Annotated in this window: 19 protein-coding genes; 8 read left to right on the forward strand and 11 right to left on the reverse strand. The window is 69.4% G+C overall.

The window, feature by feature from the left end:
- Positions 1-67: 67 nt before the first annotated feature.
- From AC5Y6X_RS02605 to AC5Y6X_RS02630, 6 genes are read right to left on the reverse strand one after another with little or no spacing between them, the layout of a single operon-like run.
- The gene (locus AC5Y6X_RS02605) at positions 68-508 is read right to left on the reverse strand and encodes a type II toxin-antitoxin system Rv0910 family toxin (protein ID WP_499984239.1); all 441 of its coding nucleotides are present in this window, start codon (positions 506-508) and stop codon (positions 68-70) included.
- 4 nt (positions 509-512) lie between these two features.
- Positions 513-701 (reverse strand): antitoxin, encoded by a 189-nt coding sequence (locus AC5Y6X_RS02610; protein WP_076119258.1) that lies wholly within the window; start codon positions 699-701, stop codon positions 513-515.
- Positions 702-733: 32 nt separating this feature from the next.
- Positions 734-3,139, reverse strand: coding sequence for a cation-translocating P-type ATPase (locus AC5Y6X_RS02615; RefSeq protein ID WP_499984242.1), 2,406 nt, complete (start codon positions 3,137-3,139; stop codon positions 734-736).
- Entirely contained in the window at positions 3,136-4,719 is a 1,584-nt protein-coding gene (locus AC5Y6X_RS02620) for a serine hydrolase (protein ID WP_499984244.1), read from the reverse strand. The genes AC5Y6X_RS02615 and AC5Y6X_RS02620 overlap by 4 nt, the downstream gene beginning before the upstream one ends.
- Before the next feature lie 32 nt (positions 4,720-4,751).
- Positions 4,752-5,867 (reverse strand): MBL fold metallo-hydrolase, encoded by a 1,116-nt coding sequence (locus AC5Y6X_RS02625; RefSeq protein ID WP_499984245.1) that lies wholly within the window; start codon positions 5,865-5,867, stop codon positions 4,752-4,754.
- 5 nt (positions 5,868-5,872) lie between these two features.
- Entirely contained in the window at positions 5,873-6,604 is a 732-nt protein-coding gene (locus AC5Y6X_RS02630; protein WP_499984247.1) for an enoyl-CoA hydratase, read from the reverse strand.
- A 42-nt stretch (positions 6,605-6,646) separates the two neighbouring features.
- Here AC5Y6X_RS02630 and AC5Y6X_RS02635 point away from each other — a divergent pair, with 42 nt between their 5' ends.
- The 5 genes from AC5Y6X_RS02635 (at position 6,647) to AC5Y6X_RS02655 (ending at position 12,252) form a co-directional block, all read left to right on the forward strand.
- Positions 6,647-8,119, forward strand: a complete 1,473-nt coding sequence (locus tag AC5Y6X_RS02635) for a carboxyl transferase domain-containing protein (RefSeq protein ID WP_499984249.1) — start codon at positions 6,647-6,649, stop codon at positions 8,117-8,119.
- 190 nt (positions 8,120-8,309) lie between these two features.
- The gene (gene prrA, locus AC5Y6X_RS02640) at positions 8,310-9,020 is read left to right on the forward strand and encodes a two-component system response regulator PrrA (RefSeq protein WP_139329770.1); all 711 of its coding nucleotides are present in this window, start codon (positions 8,310-8,312) and stop codon (positions 9,018-9,020) included.
- 18 nt (positions 9,021-9,038) lie between these two features.
- A complete protein-coding gene (locus tag AC5Y6X_RS02645) occupies positions 9,039-10,379 on the forward strand; it encodes a HAMP domain-containing sensor histidine kinase (protein WP_499984253.1) in 1,341 nt (446 codons plus the stop codon).
- Positions 10,380-10,402: 23 nt separating this feature from the next.
- Complete coding sequence (locus AC5Y6X_RS02650; protein WP_499984254.1) at positions 10,403-10,660, forward strand: DUF2630 family protein; 258 nt, start codon at positions 10,403-10,405, stop codon at positions 10,658-10,660.
- A 14-nt stretch (positions 10,661-10,674) separates the two neighbouring features.
- Positions 10,675-12,252 carry a phytoene desaturase family protein gene (locus AC5Y6X_RS02655; protein ID WP_499984256.1) on the forward strand — a complete coding sequence of 526 codons (1,578 nt, stop codon included), beginning with the start codon at positions 10,675-10,677 and terminating at the stop codon, positions 12,250-12,252.
- A gap of 63 nt (positions 12,253-12,315) precedes the next feature.
- Here the strand turns inward: AC5Y6X_RS02655 and AC5Y6X_RS02660 are convergent, their stop codons facing one another.
- From AC5Y6X_RS02660 to pdxH, 3 genes are all read right to left on the reverse strand, one after another.
- The gene (locus tag AC5Y6X_RS02660) at positions 12,316-13,611 is read right to left on the reverse strand and encodes a citrate synthase (RefSeq protein ID WP_499984258.1); all 1,296 of its coding nucleotides are present in this window, start codon (positions 13,609-13,611) and stop codon (positions 12,316-12,318) included.
- 462 nt (positions 13,612-14,073) lie between these two features.
- Entirely contained in the window at positions 14,074-15,156 is a 1,083-nt protein-coding gene (locus AC5Y6X_RS02665; protein ID WP_499984261.1) for an IS110 family RNA-guided transposase, read from the reverse strand.
- A 166-nt stretch (positions 15,157-15,322) separates the two neighbouring features.
- A complete protein-coding gene (gene pdxH, locus AC5Y6X_RS02670) occupies positions 15,323-15,949 on the reverse strand; it encodes a pyridoxamine 5'-phosphate oxidase (protein ID WP_499985192.1) in 627 nt (208 codons plus the stop codon).
- 105 nt (positions 15,950-16,054) lie between these two features.
- Between pdxH and AC5Y6X_RS02675 the strand changes: the two genes are divergently transcribed.
- The gene (locus AC5Y6X_RS02675; RefSeq protein ID WP_499984264.1) at positions 16,055-17,176 is read left to right on the forward strand and encodes a citrate synthase 2; all 1,122 of its coding nucleotides are present in this window, start codon (positions 16,055-16,057) and stop codon (positions 17,174-17,176) included.
- A 131-nt stretch (positions 17,177-17,307) separates the two neighbouring features.
- Positions 17,308-17,766: a VOC family protein gene (locus AC5Y6X_RS02680; RefSeq protein ID WP_499984267.1), complete on the forward strand. Its 459-nt coding sequence runs from the start codon at positions 17,308-17,310 to the stop codon at positions 17,764-17,766.
- On the opposite strand, the gene AC5Y6X_RS02685 is transcribed toward AC5Y6X_RS02680, so the two are convergent.
- Both AC5Y6X_RS02685 and AC5Y6X_RS02690 read right to left on the reverse strand, forming a co-directional pair.
- A complete protein-coding gene (locus AC5Y6X_RS02685) occupies positions 17,763-19,454 on the reverse strand; it encodes an FAD-dependent oxidoreductase (RefSeq protein WP_499984269.1) in 1,692 nt (563 codons plus the stop codon). The two genes, AC5Y6X_RS02680 and AC5Y6X_RS02685, sit on opposite strands and share 4 nt — an antisense overlap.
- A gap of 16 nt (positions 19,455-19,470) precedes the next feature.
- Positions 19,471-20,496, reverse strand: coding sequence for an AurF N-oxygenase family protein (locus AC5Y6X_RS02690; protein WP_499984273.1), 1,026 nt, complete (start codon positions 20,494-20,496; stop codon positions 19,471-19,473).
- Positions 20,497-20,696: 200 nt separating this feature from the next.
- Between AC5Y6X_RS02690 and serC the strand changes: the two genes are divergently transcribed.
- Positions 20,697-21,815: a phosphoserine transaminase gene (serC, locus tag AC5Y6X_RS02695; RefSeq protein WP_499984276.1), complete on the forward strand. Its 1,119-nt coding sequence runs from the start codon at positions 20,697-20,699 to the stop codon at positions 21,813-21,815.
- The last annotated feature ends 39 nt before the right edge of the window (positions 21,816-21,854 follow it).

Raw genomic sequence — 21,854 nt, forward strand, 5'->3', positions numbered from 1 at the left:
GTGGTACTCCTGGCCCCACGATCGGGGTTCACACGTATCGACCGGTGCCGAGCCGGAAACTCATCGGCTATGCGGGCCCGGTGAAGACGGTGACGAAGTTCCGCAGCGATTCGCGGATGTCGCTGCGCAGCGCGGCGGCGACGATCATGCCGATCGGCCCGAACAGCGCCGGGCCGCCGAGGTGCACGTCAAAGCTGACGACGGACCCGTCGTCCTTGGGCGCGACCTTGGCCAGCAGCTTGACCTTCACCCCGCCGACGCCGTCGCCGTTGAGGGTCATGCCCTCCGGCGGCTTGTAGCGCACAACCGTCCACCGGATCCGGTTGTACATGCCCTTGACCTCGACGATCGACTCGACAACCGTGCCCTTGCCGATGTCGTCGGGCAACGTGCTGCGCCACACCCGGTGGATGGTCAGCCATTCGCGGTACCGGGAGAGATCGGAGGCGTGCTTCCAGGCCTGTTCGGGCGGGAGGGGTACGTCGATCGATCCGGAGAGTTTTGCCATGCGCTCAGTTCTGTTGGTCGCCCTTGGCGGCCGAATCGGCGGCCTTCTTGGCCTCTTCCTGCACCTTGTGGATGGTGTCGGAGTACTTGCCCTGCGTCTTTTCGTCGACGAACTCACCGGCCTTGTCGATCGCCTCGCCGACCTTGTCGGCGTTCTGCGACAGCAGGTCCTTGGCCTTGTCCAGGAATCCCATGCGCCGTCCTTCCCCGAAGATTCCCCGAAATTCTACTTGGCCGCCCCGACCGGCCGGCGCCACAACTGCGGCTGCACGCCGAGGATCCTGGCCCTGATCCACCACGTCGCCTCGATCGCGACGGCGCCCACCACCCCGATGCCCAGCGCGGCCGACGTCACCGCCACGTTCGACGGGTCGAGCAGAAACTTCTTCTGCGCCAGCGGGATGCTGAAGATCACCACGTAGGCCAGCCCGGACGCGATCACCAGCGCCACCCGCCACCACTGGTAGGGACGCGCCACCACCGCCAGCACCCACAGCGCGGTGACCAGCAGCGTGATCAGCGCCGCGGTCGAGGCCTGGTCTTGCTGCTGGAATGTGGCGTGGCGGCCGTGATAGGCCACCAGATACGAGGCAAAGGTCGCGGAGCCGACGATGAGCCCGGACGGCAGCGCCGACGTCAGCACCCGCCGCACGAAGCCGGGGTGTGCGCGCTCGTTGTTGGGCGCCAGCGACAGGATGAACGACGGGATTCCGATCGTGAACCACGCCGCGATGGTGACGTGGATCGGCTGAAACGGGTACAGCAGCGGGTCGGCCTTGAGCGGTCCGGAAAACAGGCATTCGATCCCCACGAAAAGCGCGAGCAGCACCGAATACACCGTCTTGGTCAGGAACAGGTTGGCCACCCGCTCGATGTTGCCGATCACCCTCCGGCCCTCGCCGACGACATACGGAAGCGTGGCAAACCGGTTGTCCAGCAACACAATCTGCGCCACCGACCGCGACGCCGGGCTGCCGGCGCCCATCGCGACGCCGATGTCGGCGTCCTTTAGGGCCAGCACGTCGTTCACGCCGTCGCCGGTCATCGCCACCGTGTGGCCGCGCGATTGCAGGGCACCCACGATGGCCCGTTTCTGGTCGGGCCGGACCCGGCCGAACGTGGTGCCGGACTCCAGCGCGTCGGCCAGCGGGCCCAGTTCCGTCGGCAGCCGACGCGCGTCCATCGTCTCGCCGCGCAGCCCGAGCTTGCCGGCGACCGCCCCCACCGACACCGCGTTGTCGCCGGAGATGACCTTGACCGAAACACCCTGGGCAGCAAAGTAATCCAGCGTATCGCGGGCGTCCGGCCGCACCTTCTGCTCGAGCACCACCAGCGCGACCGGGCTGACGCGTCCCGGCGCGTCGGGGTGATCCACGGCGACCTCTGCGGAGCCCAACAGGAGCACCCGCAGCCCCCGCGCGCCGATCTCTTCGGCCCGCTCCGCGGCCGCCGACGCCGGATCGAGCAGCACATCGGGTGCGCCGATCACCCAGCTGCCGTGGTCGCGATAGGACACGCCGCTCCACTTGGTGGCCGACTTGAACGGCGCGGTAGCGGTGACGATCCAGCCGGGCGGCCGGTCGTAGGCCTCTGCGATCGCCCGAATGCTGGCGTTGGGGCGCGCGTCGGCAGCGGCCAGCGCGGCCAGCACCTCGGCGACGGATTGTGTTGTGGGGCCCAATTGTTCGACGCCGGATACCCGCATGCCGCTTTCGGTCAGGGTGCCGGTCTTGTCCGCGCAGACCACGTCGACGCGGGCCAATCCCTCGATCGCGGGCAGTTCCTGCACCAGGCAGCGGCGCTGACCGAGCCGGATGACGCCGACCGCGAACGCGACCGACGTCAGCAGGACAAGTCCTTCGGGCACCATCGGCACCAGCGCGCCCACGGTGCGCAGCACCGACTGCCGCCACCCGGCGTGGGTGGTGAAGAACTGGGTGTAGACGGTCAGCAGTCCGGCCGGCACCAACAGGTAGGTGATGAACTGCAGGATCCGGTTGATGCCGTTGCGCAGTTCGGATTTCACCAGGGTGAACTTGCTGGCCTCCTCGGCGAGCCTGGCGGCGTAGGCGTCCGGGCCGACCTTGGTGGCGCGGTAGGCCCCGGTGCCGGCGACGACGAAACTGCCCGACATCACGGCGTCGCCGACGTCCTTGTCAATCGGGTCCGCCTCACCGGTCAGCAACGATTCGTCGACCTCCAGGTTCTCCCGCTCGACGATCTGCCCGTCGACGACGACCTGATCCCCGGGCCCGAGCTCGATGACGTCGTCGAGCACCACCTCGTCGGGCGACAGCGGCCGCGTCCCGGATTGCCTGCGCACCAACGGCTTTGCCTGCCCGATGATCGCCAGCCTGTCCAGCGTCTGCTTGGCCCGGATCTCCTGGACCATGCCGATGATGCTGTTGGCGATGATCAGCAGGCCGAACAACCCGTTGATCGCCGAGCCGGTCAACAGCACGATCGCCAGCAGCACGCCCAGGATCGCGTTGATTCGGGTGAACACGTTGGCGCGGACGATGTCGGCGATGCTGCGGGCGGCGCGTTGCGGGACGGCGTTGCTCTTGCCTTCGGCCACCCGCCGCGCCACCTCGGCATCGGTCAGGCCGGCGGTCACGGTCATCGGGTTCATCGGGTGAAGGTCCCCAGCTTGTCCTTGTCGTAATACTCCAGGCTCAGCGTGTTCCCGGCGAACACGGCCTTGGAAACCGTTCCGGGCGGGGCATTTTCGTTCGTCAGCGAGAACGTGAAGGTGTCGCCGTCCCAGTGGTTGAGGGTGAACGTCTGGTTCTTGGGCCCCAGCGCCAGCCGCAGCGCGCCGTCATGTTCGGTCACGACGGCCGGGCCCCAGTAGTCGTTGGCGTATGTTCCGACGTAGTCGCTCAGCGGTCTGGCGGGCGCCGGGTTGTCCGGGGGCTGCTTGCCGGCCAGGGAGCCCTCCGGGTTGTTGATCGGCGCGATGCCCTTCCGGTACGCGGTCGCCCAGTCCTCGCGAACCTCGCCGTACTGCACCAGATCCAGGAACTGCGCGGTCAGCGTCTCCGGCGCGCCGAAGGGCGCGGCATTGGTCAGGGCGATGATGGCGAGATCCTCGGACGGCATCACCACGAAGTTCGTCGACTCGCCCATGGTGAAGGCGCCGGAATGGCTGTAGGTCGTGCGGCCCGACGAGTTCACCGACACCGCGAACCCGTGGCCGTAGAAGCTGGCCCGCGCGTTGGGCGTCGCCGGCGGCCGCGAAACGGCCTGCGGGGTGACGGCGGGCAGCAGGGCCTCCGGCGAGGTGATCCGCCGGCCGTCGTAGGTCCCGTTGGCCAGCACCATCGTCAGCCAGCGGGCCATGTCGTTGACCGATGAGCTCACCCCGGCGGCCGGAGACTGGGGATCGGGGTCGCGCTGAAAGCGCGGCTCCCATTTGTCGCCGACCTTGACGTGGTTGACGGCGCGGTTGGGCCGGGCCAGGAAATCGGCGAATCGCGAACTCGTCGACGCCATCCCCAGCGGGCGGTACAGCACCTCGTCGGACAGGTCCGCCCACGATTTGCCGGCGGCGGCCGCCACCGCCTCGGCCGCGGCCGTCAGGCCGAAGTTGGTGTAGGCGTAGCTGTTTCGAAAGGGCGCAAGCGGCAGGTACCGCAGCCGCTCGAGCGTCTGGCGGCGGTCGTAGTCCATGTCCTCGAGCCGGTCGCCGGCGTGGTCGGGCAGCCCGGAGCGGTGCGAGTACAGGTCGGCGACGGTCACGTGGCTGCTGACGTAGGGATCGGACAGCGCGAACCACGGCAGCTTGGACGCGACGGGCGTGTCCCAGGCGATGACGTTGTCGGTCACCTCGTGCGCCACCACCGTCGCACCGACCGATTTGGAGATCGACGCCAGCTGGAAGACGGTGTCGGCGTCGATCGTGTTGCCCCGGCCGTCGCCCCTGCTCGCGTCCTTCACGCCGAACCCCTTGGCGTACACCGTCTTTCCGCCGTGGACGATGGCCACGGCCATGCCCGGGACACCGGTGCTTTTCATCAGCTCGTGCACCAGGCCGTCGACCTTGGAAATCGCGTAGTCGATGCGGCCCGCGGGAATCCGTATGCCGGACACCTCATCGGGATTCGCGTCGGGCAATGCGGGTGGCGGGCTCGACACCGGTTGACCGGACCCGCATCCCGTCAGCGCCAGCAAGGCCGCCACGAAAGCGGCCGCTGCCGCGCGTTTCGTCATGGCCGCAAACTTTAGCCGCAGCACCTACCCGCTCAGAGCCGCCACCACGGGTTGAACCTGACGGGAGCGGACGGATCGATGCGTTGCCCGGGCGCGGGCACGGCCACCTTGACCTCGGCGGGTTCGGCCGCCGCGAGCAGGCGTTCTATCGGCTCGGCCCACGGATGGGGGGCCAGCCGGAACGTTCCCCAGTGGATCGGCACCAGGAGACCCGAGCCGGAGACAGTGACGTCCAGGTGGGCCCGGACGGCCTCCTCGGGGTTCATGTGGATGTCCGGCCATGCAGTGTTGTAGGCGCCGATCGGCAGCAAAGTCAGGTCGAACGGTCCGTGGTCGGCGCCGATCTGCGCGAAGCTCTTGGTGTAGCCGGTGTCGCCGCCGAAGTAGGCGCGATGGCTCGGGCCGATGATCCCCCACGACGCCCACAGCGTGGTGTTGCGATCCGTGAAGCGCCCCGAAAAGTGGCGCGCCGGCATGCAAATCAGGGTGAGTTCGTCGACGTTGCGGCTCTCGTGCCAGTCGAGTTCGACGATGCGGTGCTCGGGGATGCCCCACGAGCGCAGGTGCGCGCCCACGCCGAGGGGCACGAAGAACGGGGCCCGCTGCGTGTGGGCCAGCGCCATGACGGTGTCGATGTCGAGGTGGTCGTAGTGGTCGTGGCTGATGACGACGGCGTCGAGGGCGGGCAGCGCCTCGAGCGCCACCGGCGGCGGATGCAGCCGCTGCGGGCCGACCACGTCGGAGGGGGAGCACCGGTCGCTCCACACCGGATCGGTGAGCACCCGATAGCCGTCGATCTCCAGCAGCGCGGTGGAGTGGCCGAGCCAGCTGACCGCGAGTCGGCCCGGCTCACCCTCGAAGAGTCCCGGTGCGCCCAACGGGATCGGCGCGGCCGGGCGGCTCCTGCCGCGTCCGCCGACGAACTCCCACGCGATCATCGCGAGCTGCTCGCGGTCCATGTTGAAGGTGGCGGGGTCGATGTTGACGAAGACGCCGTCGCGGTAGTTCGGTGAACGCTGCGCCACCGCGTGGATCGAGGCCGGGTGGGCGCCCAGCGCCGCCGGTGCGCCGTGCAGCGCGCGCAACGCCCAACCGCCGGCGGCCAGTGTGACGGTGCCGGCGGCCAGTCGTAGCGCGGCGCGCACCATGCCCGTCAGGCTCCCTGGAACTTCGGCGGTCGCTTCTCCAGGCGGGCGACCTGGGCTTCGATGACGTCCTGACTCGCCCAGGCCTTGTCGAAGAGCTCCTTGTGCTCCGGCCACGCCTCCTCGATGGCGCCGTCGTCGTTGAGCACCCGCTTCGCGTGCTGGATCGCCAAGGGGGCCAGGCCGGCGATCTCGGCGGCCCAGGCCTGGGCGTCCTCGAGGGTCCCGATGCGGTTGGCCATCCCGGTCAGCAGCGCAGTCTCGGCGGTCAGCTTCTCCGCGGCCAGCAGCATCGCGCGGGCCCGGCCGTGGCCGACGAGCGACGCCAGCCGGCGGATGCTCCAGTTGTCAAGGGCGAGGCCGTATTTCGACGTCGGGAATTGGAAGAACGCATCCGGCGCGACGACCCGCAGGTCACATTGCATGGCCAGCTGCAGGCCGGCTCCGATGGCGGGCCCGTTGACGGCGCCGATCACCGGGATCGTGGCGGCGTCCAGCACCTTGTGCAGCTCGATGAGCCGGTCGGGATAGTCGGCGGCGAACGCGTCGCCGCTGAGGTCGGCGCCGGCGCAGAACGCGGTGCCCTGGCCCGTCAGCACGATCGCGCGGGTGGACCCGTCGCCCGCCTTCAACACCGCCTCCCGCAGCTCCTCGACGAGCTGGGAGTTCAGGGCGTTGCGACGCTCGGGGCGCTGCAGCTCGATCGTCATGACGGCTTCGGCCTGGGTGACACCGATCATGGGGCCAAGCCTATCTAGCCGTCTTCTATATAGCCTCGTCGCGTGAGTCGTATCACGACCGGCCAACTGCGCGACGCGGTGCTGGACCGCGGCTCCTTCGTCAGCTGGGACGCCGAGCCGCTGGCCGTGCCGGCGACCGGGTCCTATGCGCGGGAGCTCGCCGACGCGCGCGCCGCCACCGGCGCGGACGAGTCGGTGCTGACCGGCGAGGGGCGCGTCCACGGTCGCCGGGTTGCGGTGGTGGTCTGCGAGTTCGGCTTCCTGGCCGGCTCGATCGGGGTGGCGGCCGCCGAACGGATCACCGCCGCCGTGGAGCGGGCCACCGCCGAGCGGTTGCCGCTGCTGGCGTCGCCGAGCTCCGGCGGCACCCGCATGCAGGAGGGCACGGTCGCGTTTCTGCAGATGGTCAAGATCGCCGCCGCCGTCCGGCTGCACAAGCAGGCCCGGCTGCCCTACCTGGTCTACCTGCGCAACCCGACCACCGGCGGGGTCTTCGCGTCGTGGGGCTCGCTGGGCCACGTCACCGTCGCCGAGCCGGGCGCCCTGATCGGCTTCCTTGGGCCCCGCGTGTACGAGCTGCTCTACGGCGAGCCGTTCCCGGCCGGAATTCAGACCGCGGAGAACCTGCAGCGGCACGGTGTGATCGACGGCGTCGTCGCGCTGGACGGGCTGCGGCGCATGGTCGATCGCGCCCTGACGGTGATCGCCGACGCCCCCGAGCCGCCCGTTTCGCCGCGACCGGCCGAGCCGATACCCGACGTGCCGGCGTGGGACTCGGTGGTGGCGTCGCGGCGACCGGACCGCCCGGGCGTCGGACACCTGCTGCGGCACGGAACCACCCACCGGGTGCTGCTGTCGGGCACCGGTCAGGGCGAGGCGGCGACCACGCTGCTGGCGCTGGCCCGGTTCACCGGCCAGCCCGCGGTGGTGCTCGGCCAGCAGCGGGTCACCGGCGGGCTGGTCGGGCCCGCCTCGCTGCGCGAGGCCCGGCGCGGCATGGCGCTGGCCGCCGAGCTGCGCCTGCCGCTGGTGTTGGTGATCGACACCGCCGGCCCGGCGCTGTCGGCCGACGCCGAGGAGGGCGGGCTGGCCGGCCAGATCGCCCAGTGCCTGGCCGAGCTGGTGACGCTGGACACCCCGACGGTGTCGGTGCTGCTGGGGCAGGGGAGCGGCGGGCCGGCGCTGGCGATGGTGCCCGCCGACCGGGTGCTGGCCGCGCTGCACGGCTGGCTGGCGCCGCTGCCGCCGGAGGGAGCCAGCGCCATCGTCTTCCGCGACACAGAGCACGCCGCCGAACTTGCTGCGGCCCAAGGCATTCGGTCGGCCGACCTGTTGCGGTCCGGCATCGTCGACGTCATCGTGCCCGAGCGCCCGGACGCCGCCGACGAGCCGGTGGAGTTCTCCCAACGGCTGTCGCGAGCCATCGCCGCCGAGTTGCACGCGCTGCGCGGAACGCCCGACGACGAGCGCCTGGCCGCGCGATTGCGGCGGTACCGCCGCATCGGATTGCCCTGAGCCGCCACGGGCGGTACACCCGCGACACTTACACCACGCACACGACACGCCGCCGAACGTGATCGAGGTTAAATCTCGGGTTCGCGGCCACGCCGCGCGCCGTCGGCGACGGCGCCGCCCGGGGCGACTCGGCGAGAAGAGGGCGCCGACCCGGTCGGCCTCCCGCAGCCGACGCCAACAATCCGGCAAAATGGGCGACATGGACACTGGAGTCACCTCACCTCGGGTCTTGGTCGTTGACGACGACTCCGACGTGCTCGCCTCGCTGGAACGGGGGCTGCGCCTGTCCGGATTCGAGGTGTCGACCGCGGTCGACGGGGCCGAGGCGCTGCGCAGCGCCACCGAGACCCGGCCCGACGCGATCGTCCTCGACATCAACATGCCCGTGCTGGACGGCGTCAGCGTCGTCACGGCGCTGCGCGCCATGGACAACGACGTCCCGGTCTGCGTGCTCTCGGCGCGCAGCTCGGTCGACGACCGGGTGGCCGGCCTGGAGGCCGGCGCCGACGACTACCTGGTCAAACCGTTTGTGCTGGCCGAGCTGGTCGCCCGGGTGAAGGCGCTGCTGCGCCGCCGCGGCGCCACCGCGACGTCGTCGTCGGAAACCATCACCGTCGGGCCGCTGGAGGTCGACATCCCCGGCCGACGGGCCCGGGTCAACGGCGTCGACGTCGACCTGACCAAGCGGGAGTTCGACCTGCTGGCGGTCCTGGCCGAGCACAAGACCGCGGTGCTGTCGCGCGCACAGCTGCTGGAGCTGGTGTGGGGGTATGACTTCGCGGCCGACACCAACGTCGTCGACGTGTTCATCGGCTACCTGCGGCGCAAGCTGGAGGCCAACGGCGGCCCGCGGCTGCTGCACACGGTTCGAGGGGTCGGGTTCGTGCTGCGCATGCAGTAAGCGGATCGAAGCAAGGCCATGAACATCCTGTCGCGGATCTTCGCTCGCACGCCATCGCTGCGGACTCGGGTGGTGGTCGCGACGGCCATCGGCGCGGCGATACCGGTGCTGATCGTCGGCGCCGTGGTGTGGGTCGGCATCACCAACGACCGCAAGGAACGGCTGGACCGTCGTCTCGACGAGGCCGCGGGTTTCGCGATCCCGTTCCTGCCGCGCGGTCTCGCCGAAATCCCGCGCTCCCCCAACGACCACGACGCGATCATGACGATCCGCCGCGGCGACGAGATCAAGTCGAATTCCGATGTCACCCTGCCCCGGCTCGACGTCGACTACGCCGACACCTATGTCAACGGGGTGCGCTACCGGGTGCGGACGGTGGAGATTCCGGGGCCGGAGCCGACGTCGCTGGCCGTCGGCGCCACCTATGACGCCACCCTCGCCGAGACCAACAACCTGCACCGGCGGGTGATGCTGATCTGCGGGTTCGCCATCGTCGCGGCGGCGGTGTTCGCGTGGCTGCTGGCCGCGTTCGCGGTGCGCCCGTTCAAGCAGCTCGCCCAGCAGACCCGGTCGATCGACGCGGGGGACGAGGCGCCGCGGGTCGAAGTGCACGGCGCCACCGAGGCCATCGAGATCGCCGAGGCGATGCGGGGGATGCTGCAGCGCATCTGGAATGAGCAGAACCGGACCAAGGAGGCGCTCGCGTCGGCGCGCGACTTCTCGGCGGTGACCGCCCACGAGCTGCGCAGCCCGCTGACCGCGATGCGCACCAACCTCGAGGTGCTGTCGACCCTGGATCTGCCCGACGACCAGCGCAAGGAGGTGCTCAACGACGTCATCCGCACCCAGTCGCGGATCGAGGCGACGCTCTCCGCTTTGGAGCGGTTGGCCCAGGGCGAGTTGTCCACGTCCGACGACCATGTGCCGGTCGACATCACCGACCTGCTGGACCGCGCGGCCCACGACGCCACCCGGATCTACCCCGACCTCGACGTCTCGCTGGTGCCGTCGCCGACCTGCATCATCGTGGGGCTGCCGGCGGGCCTGCGCCTTGCGGTCGACAACGCGATCGCCAACGCCGTCAAGCACGGCGGCGCCACCAAGGTCCAGCTGTCGGCGGTCAGCTCGCGGGCCGGGGTGGAGATCGCCGTCGACGACAACGGCAGCGGGGTGCCCGACAGCGAGCGCCAGGTGGTGTTCGAGCGCTTTTCCCGCGGGTCGACGGCCTCGCATTCGGGGTCGGGCCTGGGGCTGGCGCTGGTCGCCCAGCAGGCGCACCTGCACGGCGGGACGGCGTCGCTGGAGGACAGCCCGCTGGGGGGCGCGCGGCTGGTGCTGCGCCTGCCCGGCCCGAGTTAGCCGTGCTCGGGCAGACTGGGGCGATGGCGAACAATCCGACCGACAGCGACGCCCTGGCGCGCATCCGCGACCTGGTCGCTGAGGAGAAGGAGCTGAGGTCGCAGCTGCAGCACCGCGACATCTCCCAGTCGGAGGAGCACGAACGCCTGCGCCAGGTGGAGATCGAACTCGACCAGTGCTGGGACCTGCTGCGACAGCGCCGGGCGCTGCGCGAGACCGGCGGTGACCCGCGGGAGGCGGCCGTGCGTCCGCCCGGCCAGGTCGAGGGATACCTGGGCTAGGACCACACCCGGACATGGAGGGCGACCGCGCCCAAGACTGCGACGTCGTCGTGGTCGGCGGCGGCCACAATGGCCTCGTCGCGGCGGGCTACCTGGCCCGGGCGGGCCTGCGGGTGCGGGTGCTGGAGCGGCTGGGGCACATCGGCGGGGCCGCGGTGTCGGCGCACGCCTTCGACGGCGTCGACGTCCGCGTCTCGCGCTACTCGTACCTGGTCAGCCTGCTGCCCCCACGCATCGTCGACGACCTGGGCGCGTCCGTGCGCCTGGCCCGGCGGCGCTTTTCGTCCTATACGCCCGACCCCGCCGACGACGGCCGCAGCGGGCTGCTGATCGGGCCGCCGAGCACGTTCGCGGCCGTGGGCGCCGCCGACGACGAGGCCGGTTTCGCGGCGTTCTACCGGCGCTGCCGGCTGCTGACCGAGCGGCTGTGGCCGACGCTGCTCGAACCGCTGCGCACCCGCGAGCAGGCGCGCCGGCACGTGCTGGCCGGCGGTGATCCCGGCGCTGCGGCCGCGTGGCGGGCCATCGTCGAGGAGCCGATCGGGCACGCGATCGCCGACACGGTGCGCCACGATCTGGTCCGCGGCGTGATCGCGACCGACGCGCTGATCGGCACCTTCGCCCGTCTCGACGAGTCCTCGCTGCCCCAGAACGTCTGCTTCCTGTATCACGTGCTGGGCGGGGGCACCGGCGACTGGGACGTGCCCATCGGCGGGATGGGCTCGGTGACCGCGGCCCTGGCGGCCGCGGCCGTCGGCCACGGCGCCGAAATCACCGCCGGCGCAGACGTTTACGCCATCGAGCCGAGCGGGCGCGTGCGCTACCGCAGCGGCGGCCACGAGCAGGCGATCCGGGGCCGGTATGTGTTGGCCGGCGTCACGCCGACGGTGTTGGCCAGCCTGCTCGGCGAAGAGCCGGCGCCGCCGGCGCAGGGCGCGCAGGTGAAGGTGAACATGGTGCTGCGCCGGCTGCCACGGTTGCGCGACGACGGCGTCACGGCCGAACAGGCGTTCGCCGGGACCTTTCACGTCAACGAGACGTGGACCCAACTGGATTCGGCGTACACGCGAGCGGCCGCCGGACGGTTCCCGGACCCGCTGCCGTGCGAGGCCTACTGCCATTCGCTGGCCGACCCGAGCATCCTGTCACCCTCGCTGCGTGAGTCGGGCGCTCACACGATGACGGTGTTCGGCCTGCACACGCCGCACTCGCTGCTCGACGGCGCCGACCCCGACGCCGCGCGCGAGCGGCTGACCGACCTGGTGCTGGCGTCGCTGAATTCCGTTCTGGCCGAACCGATTCAGGACATACTGATGCACGACGCGCACGGGCGGCCGTGCATCGAGACGACGACCACCGCGGATCTGCAACGCACGCTGGCGATGACGGCGGGCAACATCTTCCACGGTGCGCTGTCCTGGCCGTTCGCGGAGGACGACGACGCGCTCGACACCCCGGCGCGCCGATGGGGCGTCGCGACCGCCCACGAGCGGATCATGCTGTGCGGGTCGGGCGCGCGCCGCGGCGGGGCGGTGTCGGGCGTCGCCGGCCACAACGCGGCGATGGCGGTGCTGGCTTCGCTCAGCCGCTGAGCAGACGCAAAAGCCCCCTAAACCAGCGGTTTTAGGGGCTTTTGCGTCTGCTCGCGAGGAAAACTAGCGCTGGTCGATCGCGGCGTAGTCGCGCGCCGTGTGCCCGGTGTAGATCTGGCGCGGCCGCCCGATTTTGCTGTCGCCCTCGTCGTGCATCTCGCGCCAGTGCGCGATCCATCCGGGCAGGCGGCCCAACGCGAACAGGACGGTGAACATCCGAGTGGGGAAGCCGAGGGCCCGGTAGATCAGGCCGGTGTAGAAGTCGACGTTGGGGTAGAGCTTGCGCTCGACGAAGTAGTCGTCGGTGAGCGCCTTCTCCTCGAGCTCCTTGGCGATGCTCAGCAGGTCGTCGTCGCCACCGAGTTTCGAGAGGATCTTGTCGGCCTGCTCCTTGACGATCCGGGCCCGCGGATCGTAGTTCTTGTAGACGCGGTGGCCGAAGCCCATCAGCTTGACCCCGGCCTCGCGGTTCTTCACCTTGCGGACGAATTCGCCCACGTCGTCGCCGCTCTCGCGGATCTCCTCCAGCATCTCGAGCACTGCCTGGTTGGCGCCGCCGTGCAGCGGGCCCCACAGCGCGTTGATGCCGCCGGAGATCGAGGTGAACAGGTTGGCCCGCGACGAGCCGACCAGCCGAACGGTGGACGTCGAACAGTTCTGCTCGTGGTCGGCGTGCAGGATGAACAACATGTCCAGGGCCCGCACGATCTCGGGATCGGCCTGATACGGCTCGGCCGGCAACCCGAAGGTCATCCACAGGAAGTTCTCCACCAGCGACAGCGAATTGTCCGGGTAGAGGAACGGCTGCCCGACCGACTTCTTGTAGGCGTACGCGGCGATGGTGGGCAGCTTGGCCAGCAGCCGGATCGTGGACAGCTCCACCTGCCCGTTGTCCATCGGGTCCAGCGAGTCCGGGTAATAGGAGCTCAACGCGTTCACCACGCTGGACAACACCGGCATCGGGTGGGCGTTGGGCGGGAAGCCGTCGAAGAACCGCTTGAGGTCCTCGTGCAGCATGGTGTGCCGCTGGATCCTGGTGGTGAACTCGGCCAGCTGGTCCTTGTCCGGCAGCTCGCCGTAGATCAGCAGATAGCTGACCTCGATGAACGTGGACTTCTCGGCGAGCTGCTCGATCGGGTAGCCGCGGTAGCGCAGGATCCCGGCGTCGCCGTCGATGTAGGTGATGGCGCTCTTGCACGCGGCGGTGTTGACGAAGCCGTTGTCGAAGGTGGTGTGGCCGGTCTTGGACAACAGCGAGCCCAGCGCGATGCCGTCAGCTCCCTCGGTGGCGCGCACGATCTCCAGGTCGATCTCGCCCCCCGGGTACTTGAGAGTTGCGGTGTCGTCGGTGTCGGCCACGAGAACCCCTTTGCGCTCCGGCTGGTATGGCTGCCCTGACTAGGTGCTTACAGCTGAAGGTAGTCGTTATCGCGACGGACCGCCTGCCCGGGGTCGCCTCCGCTGGTCCCGATCAGGGGTGCCCCCAAATCGACGTCTTGACTCTGATATGGGAGTCGTTTTGTCAAGGGGCAAGGTGAAGCGGCGGCCGTAACCGTCGTTGCGGCCGCCGCTTCGTTGACCAGGCGGTAGTTGGTCGTTGCGGCGTGTCGTTGATTGTCGACGCGATTGGTCAGTCTGATATGCGCGGGTTGGTTACCAGCAGGACGGGACTTTCGGCGTGAGCGGACCGCTTGTCTGCAAGCACGAGCGTGAACCTCATTGCTAGGCAATGAGATTTGCTCCACAGAGTCATCGCGGATCGCTCTTGTCTTCGCTTGCCGTGCACTGACCGTGTACTACCTGGAGGTTTAACCGGCGGTTTTAGCCGTCGAGCACCGCCAGCGACCAGCACCAGCCGGCCAGCTCGCGGGCGATGGCGGCGTTAGCAACCACCGGACGCTTTTTGCGTTGATCGAAGTGGACCCAGCGGCTGTGCAGACGCTGATTGGCGGCATGCCCGCGGGCACGTGCTGCCGCTGATGCCGCATCCCAGCGTCGGCGCATCAGCGTGGCGGGCCGATACGGTTTGCGGTGCTGCCAGGCCGCCTCGATCAACAGCCGGCGCGCGTGACTGTTGCCGGTCCGAGTGATCCCACCCTGGCTGCGGGTGGCGCCCGTGGAGTGCTCGCTGGGCGCCAACCCCAGATAGGCGCCGATAGAACGGCCCGTGAGCCGCTGCCAATCCCCGATCTCCACGGCCAGCCCGAACGCGGTCAAGGTGGATACCCCGCGCAGGCAGCCCAGCCGGGTCACCACCGGGGTGAATTCGCAATCAGCAGCCGCTGTCGTGATCGCGCGATCAAGGCGATCGCGGCGATCGGTGGCGGCCAGCATCGCATCGAAGGCGGCATCGTAGGCCAGCTGCAGCCCGCGATCAGCAAAGCGCTGCCTACGCAACCACAGCTCATGCTTGCCGGTCCAGGCCTTACCGCCGGAATAGACGATCCCATGGCGCAACAACAGATGCGACACCCGTTGGCGGGCCGCCATCAGATCTCCGCGGCAATCCTCCCGGCAACGCACCAGATCCCGCGCCGCTTCTTGAGACTCGCTGGGCACCGTCACCGCGACCACCTCACCCAGGTGCAACAACCGGGCCAGATGACGGGCATCGCGGCTATCGGTTTTGACTCGATCACCGGCCGGACGCATCAACCTCGACGGCGCTGCCACCAGGCATTCAATGCCGGCCGCTGTCAACGCCCGCGCCAACCCGAACCCCGTCGGGCCCGCCTCATACACCACCGACACCGGCGCCGGCAGACCACCGATCCAATCCAAGATCTCGCGGTAATCCGGGGTCAATCGGCGTTCGAAAACCTCACCGGTCTCACTATCAAACCCACACCCGACCACCGATCGTGCGTGCACATCCAAACCAACGCTCGTACGCTGACGTATCACTGGGGCCTCCCACATGTTGTCGGCTCTACCGGCCAGGACCACCCTGTCGGCAACCCACGGTTACATGTGAGCGGAGGCCCCAGCCCCCATACCGTCTGCGCTGACGGCGCGGGCTACTCGCACTTCTTCGCCATGAACGCAGAGTCGACCGGGTGGCCTCCGTCGTTCAGGGCTGCAGGCGTTCGACTCGTCCGCCGGTGACCCGGATCCGGTTGTGCAGCCGGTTCTCCCGGCCCTGCCAGAACTCCACGACCTCGGCCGCGATCAGGTAGCCGCCCCAGCCGGGCGGCACCGGGATGCGCTCCTCGCCGGCGAAGCGCGCGGTCACCTCGGCCAGCTGGTCGAGCAGGGCGGCGCGCGACGCGATCGGCTGGGACTGGTGTGACGCCCACGCGCCCAGCTGGGAGCCGCGCGGCCGCTTGGACCAATAGTCCTCGGTGACCCGCGGGTCGACCTTGGTCACCGGGCCGCGGATGTGCACCTGCCGTCCCAGCAGGTACCAGGGGAACGTCGCCGACGCGTACGGCGTTGCCGCCAGCTCGACGCCCTTGGCGGAGTCATAGTTGGTGAAAAACGTGATCCCGGTCTCGTCCACGCCCTTGCACAACACCGACCGGCTCATCGGTTTGCCCTCCGCGACGGTCGCGAGCACCATGGCGTTGGGCTCCGAGACCCCGAAGCGTTCGGCATCGTCAATCCACTTGCGCAGCAACGCAAGCCAACCGTCATCGAGCCAGTCCACGTCGAGGTCGGGGCCGCCGTCGCGCTCGACGGACCCGTACTCGACCCGCATCCGCCGCAGGTGTTCGTCGTCCGGTCCGGCCACCGCGCCAACGCTACTAGCAGGGCGCTACCGGCCGGTAGCATCGGCGCGAAAGTGAGGTGTAAGAATTTGCCTATGACTGTGGTCCCGGAAGATTTCGTCCCTGGCCTCAACGGCGTGGTCGCCTTCACCACCGAGATCGCCGAGCCGGACAAAGACGGCGGCGCGCTGCGCTACCGCGGCGTCGATATCGAGGATCTGGTGAACCAGCGGGTCACGTTCGGCGAGGTGTGGGCATTGCTGGTGGACGGCGAGTTCGGCCACGGACTGCCGCCGGCCGAGCCGTTTCCGCTGCCGATCCACACCGGCGACGTCCGCGTCGACGTGCAGGCGGGCCTGGCGATGCTGGCGCCCATCTGGGGGTACAAGCCGCTGCTGGACGTCGACGACGCGACCGCCCGCGCGCAGCTGGCCCGGGCGTCCGTGATGGCGCTCTCCTACGTGGCGCAGTCGGCGCGCGGCATCTACCAGCCCGCGGTTCCGCAGCGTGTCATCGACGAATGCTCCACGGTGACAGCACGTTTCATGACGCGCTGGCAGGGCGAGCCCGATCCCCGGCACATCGAGGCCATCGATGCCTACTGGGTGTCGGCGGCCGAGCACGGCATGAACGCCTCGACGTTCACCGCGCGGGTGATCGCCTCGACGGGTGCCGACGTGGCGGCGGCGCTGTCCGGCGCCATCGGGGCGATGAGCGGGCCGCTGCACGGCGGGGCGCCGGCCCGGGTGCTGCCGATGCTCGAGGAGGTCGAGCGCACCGGCGACGCCCGCGGCCTGGTCAAGGGAATCCTGGACCGCGGCGAGAAGCTGATGGGCTTCGGGCACCGGGTCTACCGCGCCGAGGACCCCCGGGCCCGGGTGCTGCGGTCCGCGTCGGAACGACTGGGCGCGCCGCGCTACGAGGTGGCGGTCGCGCTCGAGCAGGCGGCGCTGGCCGAGCTGCGCGAGCGGCGACCGGACCACCCGATCGAGACCAATGTCGAGTTCTGGGCCGCGGTGATCCTGGACTTCGCCCAGGTGCCGGCCCACATGATGCCCGCGATGTTCACCTGCGGCCGCACCGCGGGATGGTGTGCGCACATCCTCGAGCAGAAGCGGCTGGGCAAGCTGGTTCGCCCGTCGGCGATCTATGTGGGCCCGGGGCCGCGCAGCCCGGAGTCCGTCAAGGGCTGGGACCGGGTCCTCACCACCGCCTGAGTCGCTCCAGAAAAAGTTGTCGGTGCCGCGCGATTGAATGGCGCCGCCGCGGTGAATTCTCGTCGCGGCCGGGGTCAGTATCCGTGAGCCGGTCCGGGACTGGCCCGGACACCCACAACTAAGGAGACAACATGGCGATCAATGTCGAACCCGCAGTTTCCCCACACCTCGTCGTCGACGACGCCGCCGCGGCGATCGACTTCTACGTCAAGGCCTTTGGCGCCGAGGAGCTTGGGCGGGTGCCCCGCCCCGACGGCAAGCTGGTGCACGCCGCGCTGCGCATCAACGGCTCCCTGGTGATGCTCAACGACGACTTCCCCGAGTTCCGCGACGGCCAGTCGATGACCCCGAAGTCGCTGGGCGGCACCCCGGTCACCATCCACCTGACGGTCACCGACGTCGACGCCAAGTTCCAGCGTGCGCTGGACGCCGGCGCCACCGTCGTGATGCCGTTGGACGACCAGTTCTGGGGAGACCGCTACGGCATGGTCGAAGACCCGTTCGGCCACCACTGGTCGCTGGGACAGCCGATGCGCGAGGTCAGCCCCGAGGAGATCGCGGCGGCAATGTCCGGGCAGGGCGCCGGTTAGCCGAACAGCCGCGAGAGCAGCCGGCGTCGAACGGGCGCCGGTGGCGCGGTCGCCGCGACCGCCAGCATGTCGGCGACGTCGGTGAACTTGATGCGGGGCCGGCCGCCGCCGCCGCCGCGCGCGATCTCGGCGGCGTCGATGGCGCGCCACCCCGCGGAGTCGACGGCGTCGGGCTGACGCACACGCACCAGCCTGTCCAGGGCCTCCGGCCCGGCCGCCGGGTCCGTCAACCGGCCCGCGTTGAAGTCGGCGACCAGGGCGTGGACGGTTTGCAGGGAGCAGGACTTGTTGGTGCCGATGAAGCCGGTCGGCCCGCGCTTGATCCATCCCGCGACGTATGCGCCGGGCACCGGCTCACCGAAGCCGGGGTCGACGACGCGGCCGTCCTGGTTCGGCACCACCGCGCCGGACTCGTCGAACGGAAGATCGCGAATCGGCTTGCCGCGGTAGCCAATCGACGTGAGCACCAGGCCCGCGTCGAGCCGACGCACCTCGTCGGTGCCGGTGACCGAGAACTCGACGCCGGTGGCGCGCCGATCGCCCAGCACCCGCCGCGGCGTGAGCTGGTAGGCCAGCCGGATTCGCGGGCGGCCGGTTGACGGCGGCGCCGAAGCGTCGCCGAGCTTGCTCAGGATCTCCAGCTTGGTCCTGGTCGACGCGTCCGCGGCGGACGCGAGATCGCTTGCCACCAGCCGGTGGTCGCCGGGATCGAGCACGACGTCAGACGCGCCGGTCAGTCCGATCAGTTCGGGCAACGTGAACGCCGAATGGGCGGGCCCACGCCGGGCGGCGATCACCACCTCGCGCACCGCGGAGCCGCGCAGCACCGCCAGCGCGTGATCGGAGATGTCGGTGCGGGCCAGATCGTCGGGGTCCGCGGTGATCACACGGGCCACATCGAGGGCGACGTTGCCGTTGCCGATGATCACCACCCGCTCGTGGCCGAGATCGACTGGCAGATCGGCGAAGTCGGGATGCCCATTGATCCACGCGACCAACTCGGTGGCGGTCCCGGTGCCGGGCAGGCCGATGCCTTCGATGTCCAGCCGGCGGTCGTCGGGCGCACCGACCGCGTACAGCACGGCGTGGTGGTGGGCCAGCAGGTCGGAGTGGGTGAGATGCTTGCCGATCTCGACGTTGAGATAGAAGCGGAAGTGGCGATGACCGGCGACCCGGTCGAACAGCCGGGTCACCTTCTTGGTGTTCTGGTGATCGGGCGCCACCCCGGCGCGGACCAGCCCGTATGGCGTGGGCAGTTTCTCAAAGACGTTGACGCGCACGCCATGCTGGGTGAGCAGTTCGTCGGCGGCATACATCGCCGCGGGCCCGGACCCGACGATGGCGACGGTCAGCGGACGACGGCGGGCGCGCACCTCGGGCGCCGGGAGCACCGGCGCCAGCTTGGAGGTCGGCGGCAGCTTCTCGCCCGCGGGCCTTTCCGGGTAGAACGACGCGTTGATTTCGACGAACGGCAGCTGCTTGGGCTCCAGCCGGGTGTCCGGCGCGATCGCGCCGACCGGGCAAGCGGTCACGCACGCGCCGCAGTCCACGCAGGCCACCGGATCGATGTAGAGCATCTCCGAAGTCGCGAAGCCCGGCTCGTCCGGCGTCGGGTGAATGCAGTTCACGGGGCACGCGAAAACACAGGACCCGTCGTTGCAGCACGACTGGGTAATAACGTGCGGCATAGAAACTCGATAAGACCTAGGCCGCCGGCACCGCGGCGAGGTGCTGGCGTTGCGGTTCGCTGCGGTAGCGCGACGGCTTGCCGTTGATCTTGCACAGGCGCCACATGAGCCGCGCGGAGCGGGTTTCCATCAGCCCCGTGTCGTAGGCCAGCATCCGGACGTCGCCAAACATGTCGCTGAGCCATTTCCGCGACTCCGGGGAGCGGAAGAACAGCTCCTTCTTGACCTCACGCGGGATGTCGAACTCGCGCCAGAAGGACTTGGGCGGCACCACGATTGCGCGGCACAACATCTTCATGGTCAGCGGCAAGTACAGTGAGACCCAGAACCGCTGCCGTTTGGTCAACTGCGGCAACCGCTTTCGCAGGAACTCGTGCGCGAAGGAGATGTGGCGGGCTTCCTCGGCGACGTGGATGGCCATCACCCGCTCCATGATCGGGTGCAGCGACTTGCCTTCGCGCAGAACGTTTTTCTGCGTGTGGTCGATGGGCTCCTCGCCGGCCAGCACGCCGATGAAGAACGCGACCGGCAGCGGGCCGGCGACCAGCGGGACGAGCGGCGAGATCCAGCGCAGCATCCGCGGCATCCCCGGAACGTCGGCGCCGACCCGGTTCACCATCTCCTGGAACATCATCGTGTGGTTGCACTCTTCGACCGACTCGTGCAGGCAGTACCGGTATTCCGGCGAACCGTTGGGCACCCAGAACGTGTAGTTCATCAGCCCGCGGATCAGGATGGACTCGAAGTGCAGTCCCACCTTGGCCACGTTGGCCTGGCGCCACATGCCGATCTTGATCTGGCGCGCCTCGGGCTGGGCCTGGTACCAGGGATGCCGGCCCAGCGGGTCGGTCTTCGGCAGAATCCACCGGGGGTCATTCTCGGTGACCGCGAATTCCGGTGAGTCCCAATCGATGTCGGTGTACGGGTTGAAGTTCCGCCGCACCGACCCCTCGGACAGCGTGGCAAGCATGTTGACGTAGTCGACGTCGTCGCGCACTTCCATGTTGCGGCGCCAGCGCCGGACCATTCGCGTCCTGGCCATATCCAAGCCCTCCCCAACGAGGTTTACATTTGGACGTGCAATGTCTAGACAGTACCGCGGGTACCGGGAATATTCCAGACCCCGTCAACCACTGTGGGCTGACCAGTGGTCAGCCGAACCGTGTGTCCTGGCTCACACCGAGACGTGGCGGCCAGGGCCGCCGGGGCACCGGGTCGGCGTCGCTCACTACGCTGACTGGCATGGCTGACCAGCTCCAGATCCCCGAAAATCTCAAACCCCGCGACGGCCGCTTCGGGTGCGGTCCGTCGAAGGTGCGGCCCGAGCAATTGCAGGCGCTGAGCACCACCTTGGCGCCGTTGTTCGGCACCTCGCACCGCCAGGCGCCGGTCAAGAACCTGGTGGGCCGGGTCCGGTCCGGGGTGGCCGAGCTGTTCTCCGTGCCGGACGGCTACCAGGTCATCCTGGGCAACGGCGGCGCGACGGCGTTCTGGGACGCCGCGGCCTTCGGGCTGATCGACAAGCGCTCGCTGCACCTGTCGTTCGGCGAGTTCAGCTCGAAGTTCGCCTCCTGCGTCGCCAAGAACCCGTTCGTCGGCGACCCCATCATCATCAAGGCCGACGCCGGCAGCGCGCCGGAGCCGCAGAGCGACCCGTCGGTCGACGTGATCGGGTGGGCGCACAACGAGACGTCGACCGGGGTCGCGGTGCCGGTACGACGGCCGCCGGGCTCGGCTGATGCACTGATTCTGATCGACGCCACCTCCGGCGCCGGTGGCCTGCCGGTCGACATCAACGACGTCGACGCCTATTACTTCTCGCCGCAGAAGAACTTCGCCAGCGACGGCGGCCTCTGGCTGGCCGTCATGAGCCCGGCCGCGCTGGCCCGCGTCGAGTCCATCGCGGCGTCGGGTCGCTGGGTGCCCGACTTCCTGTCGCTGCCGATCGCGATCGAGAACAGCCTCAAGGACCAGACCTACAACACGCCGGCCATCGGCACCCTGGCGCTGATGGCCGAACAGCTCGACTGGTTGCTGGCCAACGGCGGGCTGGACTGGGCGGTCAAGCGCACGGCGGACTCGTCGCAGCGGCTGTACTCGTGGGCCCAGGAGCGCCCGTACACCACGCCGTTCGTCGCCGACCCGGCCCTGCGTTCGCAGGTGGTGGGCACGATCGACTTCGTCGACGACGTGGACGCCGCGGCCGTCGCCAAGGTGCTGCGGGCCAACGGCATCGTCGACACCGAGCCGTACCGCAAGCTCGGCCGCAACCAGTTGCGGGTCGCGATGTTCCCGGCTGTCGACCCCGACGACGTCAGCGCCCTCACCCAGTGCGTCGACTGGGTGGTCGAACGCCTTTAACGCGGCGCTCGACCCGGCGGCAATCGCCGCGCCACCGCC

This window comes from Mycobacterium sp. NGS26, assembly GCF_059813025.1.